This window comes from Salinispirillum sp. LH 10-3-1 (assembly GCF_030643825.1).
GTDB lineage: Bacteria > Pseudomonadota > Gammaproteobacteria > Pseudomonadales > Natronospirillaceae > Salinispirillum.
The window spans coordinates 585,862-602,222 of sequence record NZ_CP101717.1; the positions used below are offsets into that span (position 1 = coordinate 585,862).

Sequence of the window (16,361 nt, forward strand, 5' to 3'; positions counted from 1 at the left end):
TTCTCGACTCAGTGATCAAAGCAGTCTAGCACAAGACTTAATTGATCACTGATCGAGAGCACCTGGCTGGCTAAGCAATACCACCGACTGCGGCGCGGCTTCATAGTGATCAAAAGTACTGGGCGCTCCTACCGGAGGCGGTACAGCATGGCGGGTGTCGAGTAGCACCGTCCATTCCAGTGCCGCATCGCCCGGGAAGTTAAAGCGCACGGGCTGTGTCGAGCTGTTGATCAGCCAGATAAAACGTTCAGCGCAGCTGTCCAAACCGACGGTAATATCCGTCAGCGCGGACGACAGAACCAGCCCGATACTGCGCCCATGGTCATTGTGCCAGTCCTGAATCGACATGGCTTCGCCTTGGGTGTTAAACCAGTGTACAGCGTCACTGTGGGCCGGTTCTTCGAGAATTTGTTCGGGACTGAATACCAAGTCATGGAACAGGCTTGAGCTTTGCCGAATCCTGATCAGGTGCTGCATAAAGGCCAGATGCTCAGGCGCAGGGTTCGACCAGTCATACCAACTGATGCTGTTGTCTTGGCAGTAAGCGTTGTTATTACCGCGCTGCGTGCGCCCTAGCTCGTCGCCGCCCAACAAATGCACGACGCCTTGCGACAGCAACAAGGTGGTCATCAAATTGCGTTTCTGGCGTTGCCGCAGTTCATTGATCGTCGGGTCGTCAGTGGGGCCTTCTACGCCGTAGTTTGCGCTCAGGTTATGACCGTGACCGTCCCGATTATCTTCTAAGTTGGCTTGGTTGTGGCGCTGTTCATACGACACCAAATCGTGCAGCGTATAGCCGTCGTGGTAGGTGATGTAATTGATGCTGGTTGAAAGAGCGCGAATGCCTTTTTGCAAGCGATCGCGCGAGCCCATCAAGCGTGTACAAAAGTCGGGCAGCAAGCCGCCATCACCACGCCAGAATGCCCGCACGGTATCGCGGAACAAATCATTGCACTCGTACCAGTGATCGGGGAATTGGCCCAGCTGATAACCCTGTGGACCTATGTCCCACGGTTCGGCAATCAACTTGGCACGGCTGAGCAGTGGGTCTTGCGCCACGGCTTTGAAGAACGCCGCGTGCGGCGAAAAGTTGCGCTCCTCGCGGCCCAAGGTCGCCGCCAAATCGAAGCGGAAGCCATCAATATGGTAGTGCTCAATCCACAGGCGCAGACTGTCCATCACCATCTTCAACGTCGAGGTCTGGTGCACATTCACCGTGTTGCCGCAGCCAGTGTCGTTGATGAAGTGCGTGCCGTCTTCGGTAAACCGATAAAAACGCGCCGCCGCCAGTCCCTTCTGACTCAGTGTGGTGCCCTCTAAACCCGCCTCGGCGGTATGGTTATACACAACGTCCAGAATGACTTCGATCCCGGCTTGGTGAAGCGTGCGCACCAAGGTCTTCATTTCGGTCACCGCATCAGACACCGCGTAGCGTGGGTCGGGTGCAAACCAGTTTACCGGGTTGTAGCCCCAATAGTTGCTCAACCCCAAGGCTTGCAAACGTGGCTCAGACATAAAGGCGTGGATTGGCATGATCTGTACTGCCGTAATGCCCAAATTTTGCAGGTGCGAAATCACAGCCGGATGCGCCATGCCGAGGTAGGTGCCGCGCAGTTCTGGCGGTACCTCAGGATGGGTTTGGCTGATGCCACGAATATGGGTTTCGTACAAAATAGTGTGTGTCCACGGCGTATACAGCGGCCGGTCACCTTGCCAGTCGAACGTATGATCCACCACCAAAGACTTCGCCATGTGCGGGCCACTGTCGAGCGTGCTGCGTTGTAAGTCATCTCCGGGGGCCAAGGTGTCAAAGCTAGGATGGTATTCCAACACACGGCTCAGGGCCTGCGCATAAGGGTCCAGCAGCAACTTCTTACGCGAGAAAAAGCGTTGTTGTTGTGGCTTAAAAGCCCCGCGTGCGCGATAGCCGTAGGCTTGGCCTGGCCGAATGCCCGACAGATAAATATGCCACACATTACCCGTACGCGTCGTCAGCGGAATCTGCGCGGTTTCATTTTCCTGCTCGTCGAACAAACACAGCGTAATGCCTGTAGCATGTGCACTGTATACCGCGAAGTTGCAACCGTCCGCATCGGGCGCAGCGCCAAGCGGGAAGGGCAGGCCGGGACGGCTGGCGGGCGAGGTGTCTTGGGGTGTCATAATGCGCTGTGATCCGTTACCTGAAAAGATGAAGCAGAGAGGCGCATCATAGCACAGTGTTTTATGAACTCATGCCATTCGCCAAGGGTGAGCGGGTGTTTCCCTGTGGGCCGAATGATGGCGGGTATAAATACCGCGCCCTACATCCAGGGTTTACGCCGTCGCGGTGGTGGCGGGTGTTCACACCTGCCACCAAACCCCAAAACCTACTTCTGCAACTTGAGAACAAGCGTCGCCAACGGCGGTATTCTCACCTGCACGCTATGGCTGAGCCCATCACAGCTTTCGGGCTGGCTGTCAAAACCCTCGCCCACCGCAAAGTTGCCGCCGCCGTAGTACTCAGAGTCGGTATTCAGCAACACCTTGTAGTGTCCTGCCTCTGGCACGCCTAAACGGTAGTGCTCGTGCGGCATGGGGGTGAAGTTGCTGACCACGACGATCAGGTCTGCGGGGTCATGACTGAAACGACAGAAGCTCAGCACGCTGGAGGCCGCATCGTTGTGGTTGATCCAGCGGAAACCTTGCGGTTCATTATCCAGCACATGCATGGCCGGTTCGTCGCGGTACAGGCGATTCAGGTCTTTAACCAGTTGCTGGCAACCACGATGGCGGTCATGGTCGAGTAGCCACCAATCCAGTTGGGTGCTGTGGTTCCACTCGAAAGGCGAGCCGAGCTCGTTGCCCATAAAGTTGAGCTTTTTGCCGGGGTGAGCGTACATGTAGGCGTAGTAGTTGCGCAAGTTGGCCATTTGCTGCCATTCATCACCGGGCATACGGGTCAGTATGGTGCCCTTGCCGTGTACCACCTCGTCGTGTGACAGCGGTAGGACGAAGTTTTCATCAAAGGCGTAGATCATGCTGAACGTCAGGTCGCCATGGTGGTACTGGCGGTGAATGGGGTCCTTCTTCATGTACTCTAGCGAGTCGTGCATCCAGCCCATGTTCCATTTGAAGCCGAAGCCGAGGCCGCCCGCGTAGGTCGGTTTGGACACCCCGGCAAAGGAGGTAGACTCTTCGGCAATGGTAAAACGATCCGGGAACTGCCCATACACACTTTCATTGAAACGCTTCACAAAGGCGATGGCTTCGTAGTTGTGGTTGCCACCATCGACATTGGGCACCCATTCGCCGTCTTCGCGTGAATAGTCGAGGTACAGCATGGAGGCCACAGCGTCGACGCGAATGCCATCAATGTGGAAATATTCCAGCCAGATCATGGCGCTGGAAATCAGAAAATCACAAACGGTATGGCGGCCATAGTCGTAGATGAAGGAATTCCAGTCCGGGTGCCAGCCACGACGCGGGTCTTCGTATTCATAGAGCGCCGTGCCGTCAAAGCGGGCTAAGCCATGCGGGTCGGCCGGGAAGTGCGCCGGTACCCAATCGACGATCACGCCGATACCGGCCTGATGGCATTGGTCGACGAAGTATTTAAAATCGTCCGGTGAGCCGAAACGACTGGTCGGTGCGAACAGCCCCACAGGCTGGTAACCCCAAGAGCCGTCAAACGGGTATTCGCTCACCGGTAACAGTTCAATGTGGGTGTATTGCATGTCTTGGATGTAGGGAATGAGCTGATCGGCCAGTTCGCGGTAATTCAGCGGTGTGCCGTCGGCATGACGCCGCCAGGAGCCGACCTGGATCTCGTAAATGGACATCGGCTGCTGGCGTAGGTCTTTAATTGGGCGCTGCTGCCAGCTCTGGTCTTGCCATTGGTATTGGCTGTGGTCCCACACCACGGAATGAAAGCTCGGATGCTGGGCGTGCTGAAAGCCATAGGGGTCGGCTTTGTGCGGCAAGATGTCGCCCTGCTGCGACTTAATCTCGAACTTGTATTCGGTGCCAGCGGTTAAGCCAGGCACGAACAGGCGCCAATATCCGTCGTGGTGACTCATCATGGGGTGACGACGGCCGTCCCAATGGTTGAAGTTGCCAATCACACTGACGCTGCGCGCGTTGGGTGCGTAAACCACAAAACGCACGCCCGCAATATCTGCGCCATCATCGATGCTGGCGTGACAAAGCTGTGCGCCAAGATTTTTATAGAGTGTTTCCGGTGTGCAGAACAGGTCTTCCATGGTGCGGTTACCGAACTGGTAGGGATCGGTTACCGTCACTTCCTCCGTGCCGTAGCTCACTTTTAAATCGTACGTGAAGGGCTTTTTGCGGCGCGGCAGGGGCAGTTCAAACAAACCTCGATCGTCTTTGCGCTGCATGTTGCCTAAGGCTTTGCCAGACTTTCGCTCAACGACTATGATGGCGGTCGCATCAGGGTACCAAGCTCGCACCAACGTTCCTTTTCCATCAATAACCTGCATTAAGCCGAGATGGTCAAATGGTCGGGCTTCCAGTACGCTGGCAAGGGCGTGGGCAAGTTCCATAGGTGCGATCCTGTCTCTGTCGTTATTATTGATTCATCTGAAGGGGCTGATGAACGATACCGTCGGTTGTTGAAAACGGCGTGTGTTACCCGTTCATACCATTCCTCTCTACAGACTATAAGGCCTGAAACACAATGTGGCGACGTTTGTTGTGGTTAGCGTGCTTCTTGTTAGTACTGTTTAGCATTTTATTGTGGCGTGCGACCAGTCCGACTTGGGTGGAATTAGGCCAAATCAGAACGAATTGGCCCCTCTCTGAACGCTGGTTGATCGATGGTTATGACATCAATTGGGATGTCGAAGAGCGTCGTTGGCGTGTCGTGTATGGCGCCACCGTGATTTGGGAAACGGCTTCGAATAAGCCATGGTTGGGCGCAGCCCTGCAAGCGGCCCCCGTAACTTTAAGGAATGCCGAGCAGGGGTTAACCGGGCGGCAGTTACAGGTGTGTGCCCGCCAGGAGTGGGATGAGCTGCAGCAAGTGGGTAATCGAGTCGAGGCGCTCGGCACACTGTATTGCGGTGATCAGAGTTTTCCCATCCAGTTCACCATCTCAGTCGATGAACAACGCCGCTTAGTATTGAATTGGGAAACCTCTGAACAGGTTGCATTGACCTATCTCGAATCGCCCATGGGTGCAGGGGAGCAAGTATTCGGCTTCGGTATACAATCCATAACGCCCTCATTGGTAGGGCGGCGGGTGCTGGGGCGCGATCAATTGTTCGCCCCAATAGACTCAGAAATGCCAGTATCGGCGGGCAGTGATCGCCCGTTCTCGGTGTATTCCAGCCATAATCGTGGCTGGCTGATTGGCGGCACGGGCACGCGCTTGTTGGACTTAACGCGACCGCAACGGTGGCGGTTAGAGAACTGGTCGGCGCAGGGTGAGGTGGCTTTAGCTGCCGCGCGCTCGCCAGCATTCTTGCTGCCGCGATTGTTTCCAGAGCAAGAGCCCCAAGAGTACCCCGACTGGTTTGGGCGTAACCCACTGTTACCTCTGGGCGGTGAAGTGGCCGCCGATTTTTGGGAGCCGCTGGCTCGCCATGGCGCACCGCTGAGCCTTGTGGTGGCAGACCCGGCAGCATTGGTCGACGAGGTGGGTGTGCCCGAGGTAGTCGGTGCCTTGGTGGATTTGCCGCCTGCCTTAGATACCCTTGCTGGTTGGCGAGAATATGGCTTAGGAAGCATGGTGTCGGCACTGCTGTCGAGTGGGTTGGCGGGTGATCCGATGTCCTACACAATCGTCGGCGGGTCAATTGAAGATCGTGGGCGCTGGCGCACCGAGCCGCGCACCCAAGAACTGTATCTGCGCTGGTTAGAATTAAACACCTTTACACCCGTACTCAGTTTTCACGACACCTTACTTGCCAGCGAGCACTACCATCTATGGGACGAAGACGAGAGCGGCCATATACACGCGGCACGCTTGGCTACCATTCACGAGGCACTGTGGCCTTATCGGCGTCGTCTAATGGCCGCCGTCGTGGACCAGAATATGCCGATGGTCCGACCCATGTGGCTTGAGTTCCCCGATGATCCGGAAACATGGCAGCTGCCACCAAACCAATACATGCTCGGGCCCCATTTGCTGGTGGCGCCGATCTTGCAATCGGCCACCTTAGAGCGCCGAGTGTATTTGCCGGAAGGCGAGTGGACACATCTGTGGAGTGGTCGGGAATGGTTCAGTCTGGGCCAGTGGATTGACGTGGTGGCACCCATGGGTGAGCCTGCGGTCTTTGTGCACGACAACTTTCCGGGGCGTGCAGCTTTACTTAACCGGGCGCATGAGCTGGGTGTGAGCCATTTGATGTCATACTGAACCGGTAGGCGACGGACAGCGGCGACAAAAATTCATGTGAAGCACAATAAATTAATCAGTGGCTTCCTTTGAGTGGCGCGGGATTAACGTTATACTGCCCGCCATAGAATTTTAAGACTAATAAAAGGTAACCCTACGATGAAGCGTATATTGATTGCATTAGCGACATTGGGCTTGGCCACCGCAGTATTGGCAGCCACCGAAGCACACACCAATGCATTGATTGACCGTATTAAGCCCAGCGGTAACGTCTGTGTTGCCGGCGAAGCCTGTGACACCGCGCAGGTTGTAGCCACCTCATCAGGTGCGGGCGCAGCGCGCGACGGCGCGACGGTTTATCAGCAAGCCTGCTTGGCTTGCCACATGACGGGCGCTGCCGGTGCTCCGATTATGGGTGATGCGGCTGCATGGTCTGCTCGAATTGAGAAAGGCATGGAAACCTTGATCGCTAACTCCATCAGCGGTATCGGTGCAATGCCTGCGAAAGGTGGTTGTGCGAACTGCAGCGATGACGAAATTGCTGCAGCGACAGAATACTTGGTAAACAACAGCCGTTAATGACAGGCTGGTAGAAAAAAGGGCCTCGTGCCCTTTTTTTATGTGCAGGATGTACAGACCGTTTAAGAGGCAGCGCCATGAAATACCGTGACCTTCGAGAGTTTATCGCTGGGCTGGAAGCGCAGGGTGAGGTGAAGCGTATCACCCAGTCCGTGAGCCCCAAGTTACAGATGACGGAAATCAGCGACCGCGTTCTGCGCGCCGGTGGTCCAGCGCTGTTGTTTGAAAATCCAACGGGCTTTGACATGCCTGTGTTGACCAACCTGTTTGGTACACCAGAACGTGTGGCCGCTGGCATGGGTGCCAGCAGTGTCAGTGCGCTGCGTGAAATCGGTGAACTACTTGCCTATTTGAAAGAGCCTGATCCACCGAAAGGCATCAAGGATGCGTGGGAAAAGCTGCCCATTTTCCGTCAGGTCATGAACATGGCACCCAAGAAAGTGTCGCGCCCGGCTTGCCAGACGCATGTGTTGATCGGTGATGACGTCGACCTGAGCAAATTACCGGTGCAGACCTGTTGGCCCGGTGATGCTGGGCCCTTAATCACTTGGCCGTTGGTAATTACGCGTGGCCCTGATAAGCCGCGCCAGAATTTAGGTATTTACCGCCAGCAAGTCATAGGGCGTAATCGTGTCATCATGCGTTGGTTGTCGCATCGCGGTGGTGCCTTGGATTTACGGGACTGGCAGAAGAAGTTTCCGGGTGAACCCTTCCCGGTGGCCGTTGCCCTGGGCGCTGATCCGGCGACTATTTTGGGCGCGGTGACGCCTGTGCCCGATAGCTTGTCGGAGTACGCCTTCGCCGGGTTGCTGCGCGGACACCGCACGGAACTGGCGAAAGCCACGCTGCATGACCTCGACGTACCCGCCAGCGCGGAAATCGTACTGGAAGGCTATATCTACCCTGATGATATGGCCGACGAAGGCCCCTTTGGTGACCACACCGGTTACTACAACGAAGTTGACCGCTTCCCGGTATTCACCGTCGAGCGCATGACATACCGCGACCAGCCGATTTACCACAGTACCTACACTGGCCGCCCACCTGATGAACCGGCCATTCTGGGCTTGGCGCTGAACGAAGTGTTCGTGCCTATTTTGCGCAAGCAGTTCCCGGAAATCACCGACTTCTACCTGCCTCCTGAAGGCTGCTCTTATCGCATGGCGGTGGTGACCATGAAGAAACAATATCCCGGTCATGCCAAGCGTGTGATGATGGGGGTCTGGTCGTTCTTGCGGCAATTTATGTACACCAAATTTGTCATCGTTACCGACGACGATGTGAATGCACGCGACTGGAAAGACGTGATCTGGGCGATCACTACGCGCATGGACCCGGCGCGTGATACCGTGATGGTCGAGAATACGCCGATCGATTACCTCGACTTCGCTTCGCCAGTGTCTGGCTTGGGCAGCAAGATGGGCTTGGATGCTACACATAAATGGCCCGGCGAAACATCGCGCGAGTGGGGGCGGCCGATTTTGATGGATCAACAGGTGAAGGATGAGGTGGATCTTATTTGGCCAGAGTTAGATCTGTAAGGCGCATTTCGGCGACGAGTGTAAACACACCGCCCTATGGTTGATCGCGGATGTAGGGCGGGTATTTATACCCGCGTACGTGGGTGACCGGCAACGAAGGGCACTGTGCTCTTCCGCCCTCTGGCCGAATCACAGTGTTCGGTTTATAATACCTGACTAATTTACTCAGATTTGGAGTCATTGTGGCAGAGCCCCAGCACAGCGTGGATACCAGCGTTACGGTTAATCTGGCCTTGAAGTTGCGTCGCCCCTTAGGCGGCTTGGTTGAACAGTTGTTGTTTGCCCCGGAACATCCTGTTAGCTATCAGGCTGGGCAATATCTGGAGCTACTGCTGCCCGACCATAATGGGCTTTATTTCACCATTGCTAATGCGCCCGGTACAGACATCGAACTGCATGTAGAAGCGGGGCCAGAGAACGCCGGAGCGCGCGCCTTGCTGGCGCGCATCGACGGTGAAACCAGCATTCCGGCGCGCATCGGTGAAGGCGACTGTCATGTGGGTCGTCTGCCGGCGGATGATACCCCCGTCTTGTTGTTGGCTTCCGGTACCGGTTTCAGTCAGATCAAAGCCGTGACCGAGGCTCTGCTGGTCAACAGTACTCGCCCTATTCATATTTATTGGGCAGCACGCACTGCTGCGGCGCTCTATATGGCTGATCTGGCGCAAAGCTGGGCCGATACTCACGAGCAGGTACACTTTACCGCAGTGATCTCCGAGCGGCAGACGTGGAACAGTGGAAAGCACCACTTACACGCCTGTATTCGAGAAGACCTGGGAGATCTGGGTACGTATTCGGTGATCTGCTGCGGCTCACCCGACATGGTGTATGCCTCATTGGACTACCTTGAAGCCTGCGGCCTGCACAAAGACCGCTTTTTCAGCGATATGTTGGCATTCGCTCCACGATGAACCGCGTCGAAGTGCTGCAACAACTGGGGTTAGAGCCGCGTGAAACGCAGATTTACACCAGTCTGCTGAAGCTCGGTCCGGCCTCGATCCGTGACATCGCGCAAGCCGCCAACCTCAATCGGGGCACCACTTACGAACTGCTGAAAGTGATGCAAGAGAAGGGCGTCGTGACGCTCTTTCCGAAAGGGCGGCGCCGGTTCTTTGCGGCCGAATCGCCACAACGTCTGATGGCCTTGGCCGAAGAACGCCAAGAGAGACTCAGTGAAGCGGTGGGTCTACTGGGTCGAGAAATCATTCCTGAGCTTACGCAGTTGCGCCCGGAATTGGGTGCCGCCGATGTGCGGTATTACGATGGCTACGATGGTATAGAGCGGGTGCTGAAAGACATTTTGGCCACGGTTGGCGCCACCAAAGACAAATCCTACTCGGTCATTTCTTCGAAGGCGGTGCGTAAGTATCTGTATCAGCCGTTCCCTTCCTACACGACACAACGCATCAAAGCGGGCATTCAGGTACGGGTTATTGCCGTAGGGGCCGGGGGCGAACCAGCGGAATTGTCCGAGCGCAAATGGCTGAAAACCGACAAGGCTTCTACCGCCTATGTTGCCATCTATCCGCCCAAAGTCGCCATGATTGCGCTCAAGCAGGGCGATCTGCCCAGTGCCGTGGTGATTGAGTCACCCGCGGTTGCGGAGACTCAGCAATTGGTATTCGACGCCCTCTGGCAACTGCTGTAAGCGTTCGCTGGGTTACAGCGGCAAGCAGGGTGCCAAATAGGTAGCTACGATCTCTTCCAGAAAGCGCTGATCCACCTCATCAAAGGTTCCGAGCTCGGCGCTGTCGATGTCCAGCACTGCAATCACTTCCTGGCCGCGAAAGACCGGCAAGACGATTTCCGAACGGCTCGCACTGCTGCAGGCAATATGACCGGGAAAGGCATCTACGTCGGGCACTACCAATGTACGGGCTTCGTGCCATGCCGTACCGCACACCCCACGCCCACGGGCAATGGTGACGCAAGCAATCGGCCCTTGAAAGGGGCCCAGCACCAATTGGTCGCCGTGTACCTGATAGATGCCCGTCCACAGGAAACCAAAACCGTGTTGTAAGGCGGCGAGCAACTGGCTGACTTGAGTCAGCGGGTTGGGCGTGTCGGCAAGCAGGTAGGTCAACTGCTGCGTGAAACTCTCATACTGTTCCGCTTTGCTGGCACCACTGATGACTAAGTCTTCACTCATGCGTCTGTGCTTCCGGTGTTGCTGCGGGTAAGGGTAAGGCCGGACATTTTAGCATCTGCTCAGCCAAAGCGGTCAGGCGCTCATGGCTGCTGTCACGCTCTCCCAGAGCCTCTTCTAAACGCGCCAGCTCCCAATAGAGCTCTGGCAGGGGGTTCTGTGCTAAGCCGTCTTTGAAATAATCGCGGGCCTTGCCCCACAAAGACTCCTGCAAACACAGGCGGCCTAAGGCCAGATAAAAGTGCGCGTCCGGCGTGTGTTGCGTGCGCCAGCGCTCGGCTTGCTGTAAGCGTTCACGCGCGGTGGTGTTGAGGCCACTGTACAGTACCACTAAGCGGGTATCCCACTCTTGTCCGATGGCACTTTCCAGAGCCTTCTTTGCTACCAAAGGAGTCTCCAGGACCACCAACGCCTTGAGATATTGGTATCTCAGGTCCGACGAGGCCTGTTGCTGTTGGCTCAGCGACTTCCACCATTTTTGCAGACGAGCGCCTGCATTGGCGGGACGAGTGGCAACCAGCCCATTGATCATGTCGGTTTGCCAAGGCTCGACCGACTTGCGGCCAACGCGAATCAGCTTAGGTTGCAGCTCTAACAAGGCATCCCAGTCTTTCAGTCGCACGTGTACATCGCGCAGCAAGCGCAACACAAAGGGGTTGTCCGGATGCTTCTGGGTCAGGCGCTTGCAGTGCGCCAGCGCCAACTCAAATTGCTTCGACTCATAGGCCGACAACGCCAATAACAGACCCGAGGCCAGCTCGACCTGAGGGTTTTCTTCGGTGGCCTTGTCGAGCCAGGTCGCCACATTGGCGTAGTCTTTTTCGGCTTGGGCGATACGGGCCAGCAGCAACTGGTTAACCCATGGCAGAGGGCTGTAGCGTTCACCCTTGGCGAGCAGGCGCTTAGCGCGTGGCAGCTTAAGTTCGAGGAACGCCAAGATGCCATTTTCCAAAGACTTCACACCCTGATGCCGCCGATTCGGCCGCAACTTACCCAACAACACCAGCATTCGCCGTATCAGCAGCCAAGCCAACACCAGCGTGATCAGTGCTGCAAGACCAATCCACAGCGACATTTCCAGTGCATGGTCGCCCCACGCAATCAACACATAGCCTGAGTCCTGGCGCGCCATATACCCCACGGCCCCGCCAAGCACCAGAATCAGCAGAATGAGTAACGCCCGACGCAGCAACTTCATTCGTCGTCTCCTGCGTTGGCGTCGTCACCCGTGCGATTGGCGATGGCGCGCAGCACCGCTAGCGCACGATCTATCTCAGGCACCACCACATCGATGTTGATGGCGCGCAATTGATCGAGTTGAGTTTGTACGGCGGCCAAATTAGGTACTTGCGCACCAGTATCACTCAGCCATTCTTGCGCCTGTTCCAGGCTGCTTTCATACAGCAGTTGGTTGCGCTGTAAGGCCGCCACTTGCGCTTGCTGCAGCAGTAAGCGGAATTGTGCCCGCATTTGGTTGAATTCATCCGGAGTCAGGCGCGCTTGCGCTAAGTCGCCACGGTAGCGCACTGTTACCAGGCTGCGCAGCTCGTGGCCCATGCGTTCGTACCATGGTCGTTCCGCGTCTGTATTGGCATCGTCCGGGCTCGGCGCTGCTGCGTCCGTGTTCGGACTACGGCTGGATTCTGGCCACCATTGCCATTGACGCGCCCCTTGTTCTAACGCGCGTAATTCGAAATAGATGCCGTCGATGTCGGGCATGGGGGCATTGCGCAGCGCCTGAAGGTCTTGCGCCAGTGCTTCGCGGGCGGGCAGATAAGCAATTTCGTTGATTTCTGCCAGCATGCGGTCGGCCTGCTGCAACAGCGAAGAGGCTTGCGCGAGGTCACCCGTCAGCTGGCTCAGGTGCCGGGCGGTTCGCAACAGATACTCGATTTCCAAGCGCTGTACATCACTTTCTTGCAAGCCGCTGTCGGCATTTACTTGCTGGGCGAGGGCAACCAGGTTGCGTTGCGTATCCTCCAGATTACCCTGTACGCCCTGTTGGCGTTGGTCCACTTGCGCCAACGCTTGCTCAAGAGACTGCAGTTGCGAGGCCTGCTGGGCCAGTTGGTTTTGTAAGTCGTTCAACGATTGCTGGCGTGCCTGATTGATGTCCTGCCAATGTGTCCACTGCTGCCAGCCAAACCAACCGCCGACACCGGCTGCGCCCAGTACCAGCAAGACCACAAACAAGGCGACCCAACGGCCTATACCACCCTGCTTGGCGTGTGCCCGCGCTTTAGGCTTGCTGCTGGCCGACGGCTTGGCAGTCTGATCTGCTTTGGCTGTCGGCTTTGCGGTGCCTTTAGGGTCCGTCGTTGGTTTTTCTTCTGGGGTCGGCTGGTCGGCACTCACGATGTCGGTTCCTGTAGTGAATTCAAGGCGTCCAGAGCAGCTTCTAAGCTGGCTCCCTGTGCGTTCACGATGTGCTGCCAGCCGTGTTCGCGGGCAGCGCTGTCGAGGCGCGGGCTGCTGATCAGCAGGGGCGTTGTCTGTTTTGTAACCATGGACGCTTGAGAAGTCAAACAATCCAAGGCGGCCAAAGAAGATATCTGCACAATCGCATTCGGTTGTGTCAGGCGTTGCTGCGTTTCAGGGCCCAGTTCTATGCCTGTGCGCCGATACACTTCCAAGCGGGTCACCCGTGCCCCGCGTGCTTCCAAAGCCGGTTGGGTCACCTCGCGGCCACCTTCTCCTGCGACGATCAGCCAGCGTTGGTCCTGTACGTCTTGGGTTTCGGGCAGGGCGAGTACATCTTCCGCTCGGTTACCCAGCTGTGGGTAGTGAACGGCCGATCCCAGTAATGGCAGCAACACCTGTGCGGTCCCGGAACCGTTGCACAACCAACGAATACCGATGGGTGGCTGAGGCCAGTACGCATCCAGCCGATCCAATACAATGTCTGCTGCCGCTGGGCTGACCACCACAACGCCGTGAAACTGGTCAAAGTCTAACCAAACTGACCGTTGTGCTGCTGTTTCCGGTAGCGGCTCAATATGGATCAGTGGTATCGACTCTACCACATAACCTTGGTCTTTTAAGGCCTCGATCCAGCGCGCTTGCTGGGCGCTTGGCTTGGTCAGGATGACGGTGCGCTTCATGATGGCGTTAGAGTAGGTCTAAACTGCGCAAAATAGCATCCGCCCCTTGCGCCAACATGGCATCAGCCACCTCAATGCCCAGAGCTTCGGCAGTGGCTTGGTCGTTGAGGTCTTTTAGCTGGGCATCGGCCGACACCTTGATCAAACCCGTGCCGTCAGGGAAACCAATGCGGCCTTCCAGTCTCAAGTCATTGCCATCCAACCACGTGTAACCTGCGATAGGCACTTGGCAGCCACCATTCAGTCGGCGGTTCATGGCGCGCTCGGCCCACAGCCGTGCGTGCGTGTGCGGGTGGTTCAAGCAATCCAGTAAGGCCAGCGTGTCAGTATCGCCAGCGCGGCACTCAATGCCTACAGCGCCCTGGCCACAGGCCGGGAGGGATAGATCGAAGTCGATGTTGTGGCGAATGCGGCTATGCAGGTCGAGGCGTTGCAAACCGGCCGACGCCAGAATGATGGCGTCGTATTGGCCGGCGTCGAGCTTGCTCAAGCGGGTCCCCACGTTGCCGCGTAAAAATTCAATTTTTAAATCCGGACGCCAGGCCAGCAGTTGTGCTTGGCGGCGCAAGCTGGACGTACCCACTACAGAGCCTTTTTCAAGGTCTTCCAAACGCTCGTATTGATTGGACACAAAGGCATCGGCCGGGTCACCCCGTTCGCAAATGATCGGCAGTACAAACTGTGGATCGAGCTCCATGGGTACATCTTTCATGGAATGCACCGCGATATCGGCTTCACCGTCGATCAAGGCTTGTTCCAGCTCTTTCACAAACAGACCCTTGCCGCCCACCTTAGACAACGCAACGTCCAGAATCTTGTCGCCCTTGGTTACCATCTTGACCCATTCAATCTGCACGTCAGGATGGTGCTGTTGCAGCGCGTCGGTCACGTACTGTGCTTGCCATAGGGCTAGGGGGCTGGTGCGGGTGGCAATTCGGAGCAGGCTTTTCATAACACCTTGATCTGGAAAATAAATGAGGCCGCTAGTGTAGCATTCGCTCGGCAGGGCACCAACATAGGGTGGGCAAAGTAGTTTTTAGATGCTCCCCTTGGGTGGTCTGCTATGATGCTCAACATCGTTCATAAAGGGTCTGAAATCGTGTTGATTGAAGCCAAACGTATCAGTTTAGAAAAGCAGGGCAAGAAGATACTTGACCACATTTCGCTCGCCATTGGCCCGCAACAAATCGTTACTGTGGTGGGGCCGAATGGCGCGGGCAAGTCGTCTCTGTTAAAGGTGCTATTGGGGCTCGACGAACCCACCACCGGTGAGGTCATTCGCCGTCCGGGTCTGACCATTGGCTACATGCCACAAAAGTTGCCGCTGAATCAGTTGTTGCCGATCAGCGTTGGGCGTTTTATGACGCTGCAGGTCAAGGCACCCAAAATTGAAGTGGAAAAAGCGTTGGATAAAACCGGCGTGGCGCATTTGCACAAGCGTAATATCACAGCTTTGTCGGGTGGTGAATTACAGCGCGTGCTGCTTTCGCGTGCAATCCTGCAGCGCCCGCAACTGTTGGTGTTGGACGAGCCAGTACAGGGCGTGGACTTTATGGGCGAGGCGGCGCTGTACCGGCTCATCCATTCGTTAAAAGAGGACTTGGCGTGTAGCGTCTTGATGGTGTCGCACGACCTGCACGTGGTCATGGCGGCTACCGATCAGGTGATTTGTTTGAACCATCACGTGTGTTGCCAAGGTACCCCAGAGACCATCGAAAACCACCCTGAATTTGTGGAGATTTTTGGTCGACGTGATGCCGCCACCTTGGGTGTTTATCACCACCATCACACGCATTCGCATGACCTCAGCGAGCAAGGAGGTCCGGTAATCAATGACTGAACTCTGGTTGTTCCCTTTGGTGGCCGGTTGTGGGCTCATGCTGCTGGCCGGGCCTTTCGGCAGTTTGTTGGTGTGGCAGCGTATGGCCTTTTTTGGCGACGCCTTGGCGCATGCTTCGTTACTGGGCGTGGGGATTGGGCTGTTTTGGCAATGGACACCGGCAGCCGGAGCGCTGTTGGGTACGCTGGCCTTTGCGCTGATTTTGTGGCGTGCCGAGCGTATTACGGTGTTGGCGTCGGATACTTGGTTAGGGGTGTTGTCACACGGCAGTCTCGCGCTTGGCCTGCTGGTGGTCTACGGTTTGGTGCCGAACAGCGCCAACGTGAATGGGTTGTTGATTGGCGACTTGCTCAGCGTGGGCATAAATGACTTGCTGTTGTTGGCTGTGTTGCTGGTGGTGGGCTGGGGTTGGCTGTTTTGGCGCTGGCGCAGTTTGATGTTGTTTATCTTGTCGCCCGAACTGGCGCAGGCCGAGGGCATCAATGTCAGCGCCTTGCGCGGGCAGTTTATGGTGCTGCTGGCGGCCATTGTCGCGCTCGCCATGCAATGGGTCGGCGTACTGCTGATCTCGGCGCTGTTGTTGATTCCTGCGGCGGCGGCACGGCCGTTGAGCCGCGAGCCCGAGCACATGGCCTTGTTGGCCACTCTGATTGGTGTGTTGTCGGTCTGTGCGGGTATTGCTTCAAGCTGGTATTGGGACTGGCCGACCGGTCCGGCCATCGTGGTTATGGCGTTGGCAGGCTTTGTGGTGCTGTGGAGTGGTTCTACATTATCTAACAAAAGATAAGATAAAAGCCTTGCGGCGGACTAGCGTAGC

The 16,361-nt window shown here is 56.5% G+C and carries 14 protein-coding genes; 7 read left to right on the plus strand and 7 right to left on the minus strand.

Annotated elements, in window-relative coordinates; translation table 11 throughout:
- Nucleotides 1-45: 45 nt before the first annotated feature.
- Complete coding sequence (gene glgX, locus NFC81_RS02590; protein ID WP_304995980.1) at nucleotides 46-2,160, minus strand: glycogen debranching protein GlgX; 2,115 nt, start codon at nucleotides 2,158-2,160, stop codon at nucleotides 46-48.
- Nucleotides 2,161-2,366: 206 nt separating this feature from the next.
- Complete coding sequence (glgB, locus tag NFC81_RS02595; RefSeq protein WP_304995981.1) at nucleotides 2,367-4,541, minus strand: 1,4-alpha-glucan branching protein GlgB; 2,175 nt, start codon at nucleotides 4,539-4,541, stop codon at nucleotides 2,367-2,369.
- 134 nt (nucleotides 4,542-4,675) lie between these two features.
- Here glgB and NFC81_RS02600 point away from each other — a divergent pair, with 134 nt between their 5' ends.
- The 5 genes from NFC81_RS02600 to NFC81_RS02620 all read left to right on the plus strand — a co-directional run bounded on the left by NFC81_RS02600 (nucleotide 4,676) and on the right by NFC81_RS02620 (nucleotide 10,105).
- Nucleotides 4,676-6,358 (plus strand): TIM-barrel domain-containing protein, encoded by a 1,683-nt coding sequence (locus NFC81_RS02600; protein WP_304995982.1) that lies wholly within the window; start codon nucleotides 4,676-4,678, stop codon nucleotides 6,356-6,358.
- A gap of 138 nt (nucleotides 6,359-6,496) precedes the next feature.
- Nucleotides 6,497-6,916 carry a c-type cytochrome gene (locus NFC81_RS02605; protein WP_304995983.1) on the plus strand — a complete coding sequence of 140 codons (420 nt, stop codon included), beginning with the start codon at nucleotides 6,497-6,499 and terminating at the stop codon, nucleotides 6,914-6,916.
- Nucleotides 6,917-6,993: 77 nt separating this feature from the next.
- Nucleotides 6,994-8,457 carry a 4-hydroxy-3-polyprenylbenzoate decarboxylase gene (gene ubiD / locus NFC81_RS02610; RefSeq protein ID WP_304995984.1) on the plus strand — a complete coding sequence of 488 codons (1,464 nt, stop codon included), beginning with the start codon at nucleotides 6,994-6,996 and terminating at the stop codon, nucleotides 8,455-8,457.
- Nucleotides 8,458-8,639: 182 nt separating this feature from the next.
- Nucleotides 8,640-9,368, plus strand: a complete 729-nt coding sequence (locus NFC81_RS02615; protein WP_304995985.1) for an NAD(P)H-flavin reductase — start codon at nucleotides 8,640-8,642, stop codon at nucleotides 9,366-9,368.
- Nucleotides 9,365-10,105, plus strand: a complete 741-nt coding sequence (locus NFC81_RS02620; RefSeq protein WP_304995986.1) for a helix-turn-helix domain-containing protein — start codon at nucleotides 9,365-9,367, stop codon at nucleotides 10,103-10,105. Before NFC81_RS02615 ends, NFC81_RS02620 begins: the two co-directional genes overlap by 4 nt.
- Nucleotides 10,106-10,117: 12 nt before the next feature.
- Here the strand turns inward: NFC81_RS02620 and NFC81_RS02625 are convergent, their stop codons facing one another.
- The 5 genes from NFC81_RS02625 to hemC are packed head-to-tail and all read right to left on the minus strand — an operon-like array spanning nucleotide 10,118 to nucleotide 14,656.
- A complete protein-coding gene (locus NFC81_RS02625; protein ID WP_304995987.1) occupies nucleotides 10,118-10,606 on the minus strand; it encodes a GAF domain-containing protein in 489 nt (162 codons plus the stop codon).
- On the minus strand, nucleotides 10,599-11,801 hold the full coding sequence (locus NFC81_RS02630) for a heme biosynthesis HemY N-terminal domain-containing protein (protein WP_304995988.1): 1,203 nt from the start codon (nucleotides 11,799-11,801) through the stop codon (nucleotides 10,599-10,601). Before NFC81_RS02630 ends, NFC81_RS02625 begins: the two co-directional genes overlap by 8 nt.
- A complete protein-coding gene (locus NFC81_RS02635; RefSeq protein ID WP_304995989.1) occupies nucleotides 11,798-12,958 on the minus strand; it encodes a uroporphyrinogen-III C-methyltransferase in 1,161 nt (386 codons plus the stop codon). Before NFC81_RS02635 ends, NFC81_RS02630 begins: the two co-directional genes overlap by 4 nt.
- The gene (locus tag NFC81_RS02640) at nucleotides 12,955-13,704 is read right to left on the minus strand and encodes a uroporphyrinogen-III synthase (RefSeq protein ID WP_304995990.1); all 750 of its coding nucleotides are present in this window, start codon (nucleotides 13,702-13,704) and stop codon (nucleotides 12,955-12,957) included. The genes NFC81_RS02635 and NFC81_RS02640 overlap by 4 nt, the downstream gene beginning before the upstream one ends.
- Nucleotides 13,705-13,711: 7 nt before the next feature.
- Complete coding sequence (gene hemC / locus NFC81_RS02645) at nucleotides 13,712-14,656, minus strand: hydroxymethylbilane synthase (protein WP_304995991.1); 945 nt, start codon at nucleotides 14,654-14,656, stop codon at nucleotides 13,712-13,714.
- A 111-nt stretch (nucleotides 14,657-14,767) separates the two neighbouring features.
- Between hemC and NFC81_RS02650 the strand changes: the two genes are divergently transcribed.
- Nucleotides 14,768-15,544, plus strand: coding sequence for an ATP-binding cassette domain-containing protein (locus tag NFC81_RS02650; RefSeq protein ID WP_304995992.1), 777 nt, complete (start codon nucleotides 14,768-14,770; stop codon nucleotides 15,542-15,544).
- Nucleotides 15,537-16,331 carry an iron chelate uptake ABC transporter family permease subunit gene (locus tag NFC81_RS02655; RefSeq protein ID WP_304995993.1) on the plus strand — a complete coding sequence of 265 codons (795 nt, stop codon included), beginning with the start codon at nucleotides 15,537-15,539 and terminating at the stop codon, nucleotides 16,329-16,331. The genes NFC81_RS02650 and NFC81_RS02655 overlap by 8 nt, the downstream gene beginning before the upstream one ends.
- Nucleotides 16,332-16,361: the final 30 nt, after the last annotated feature.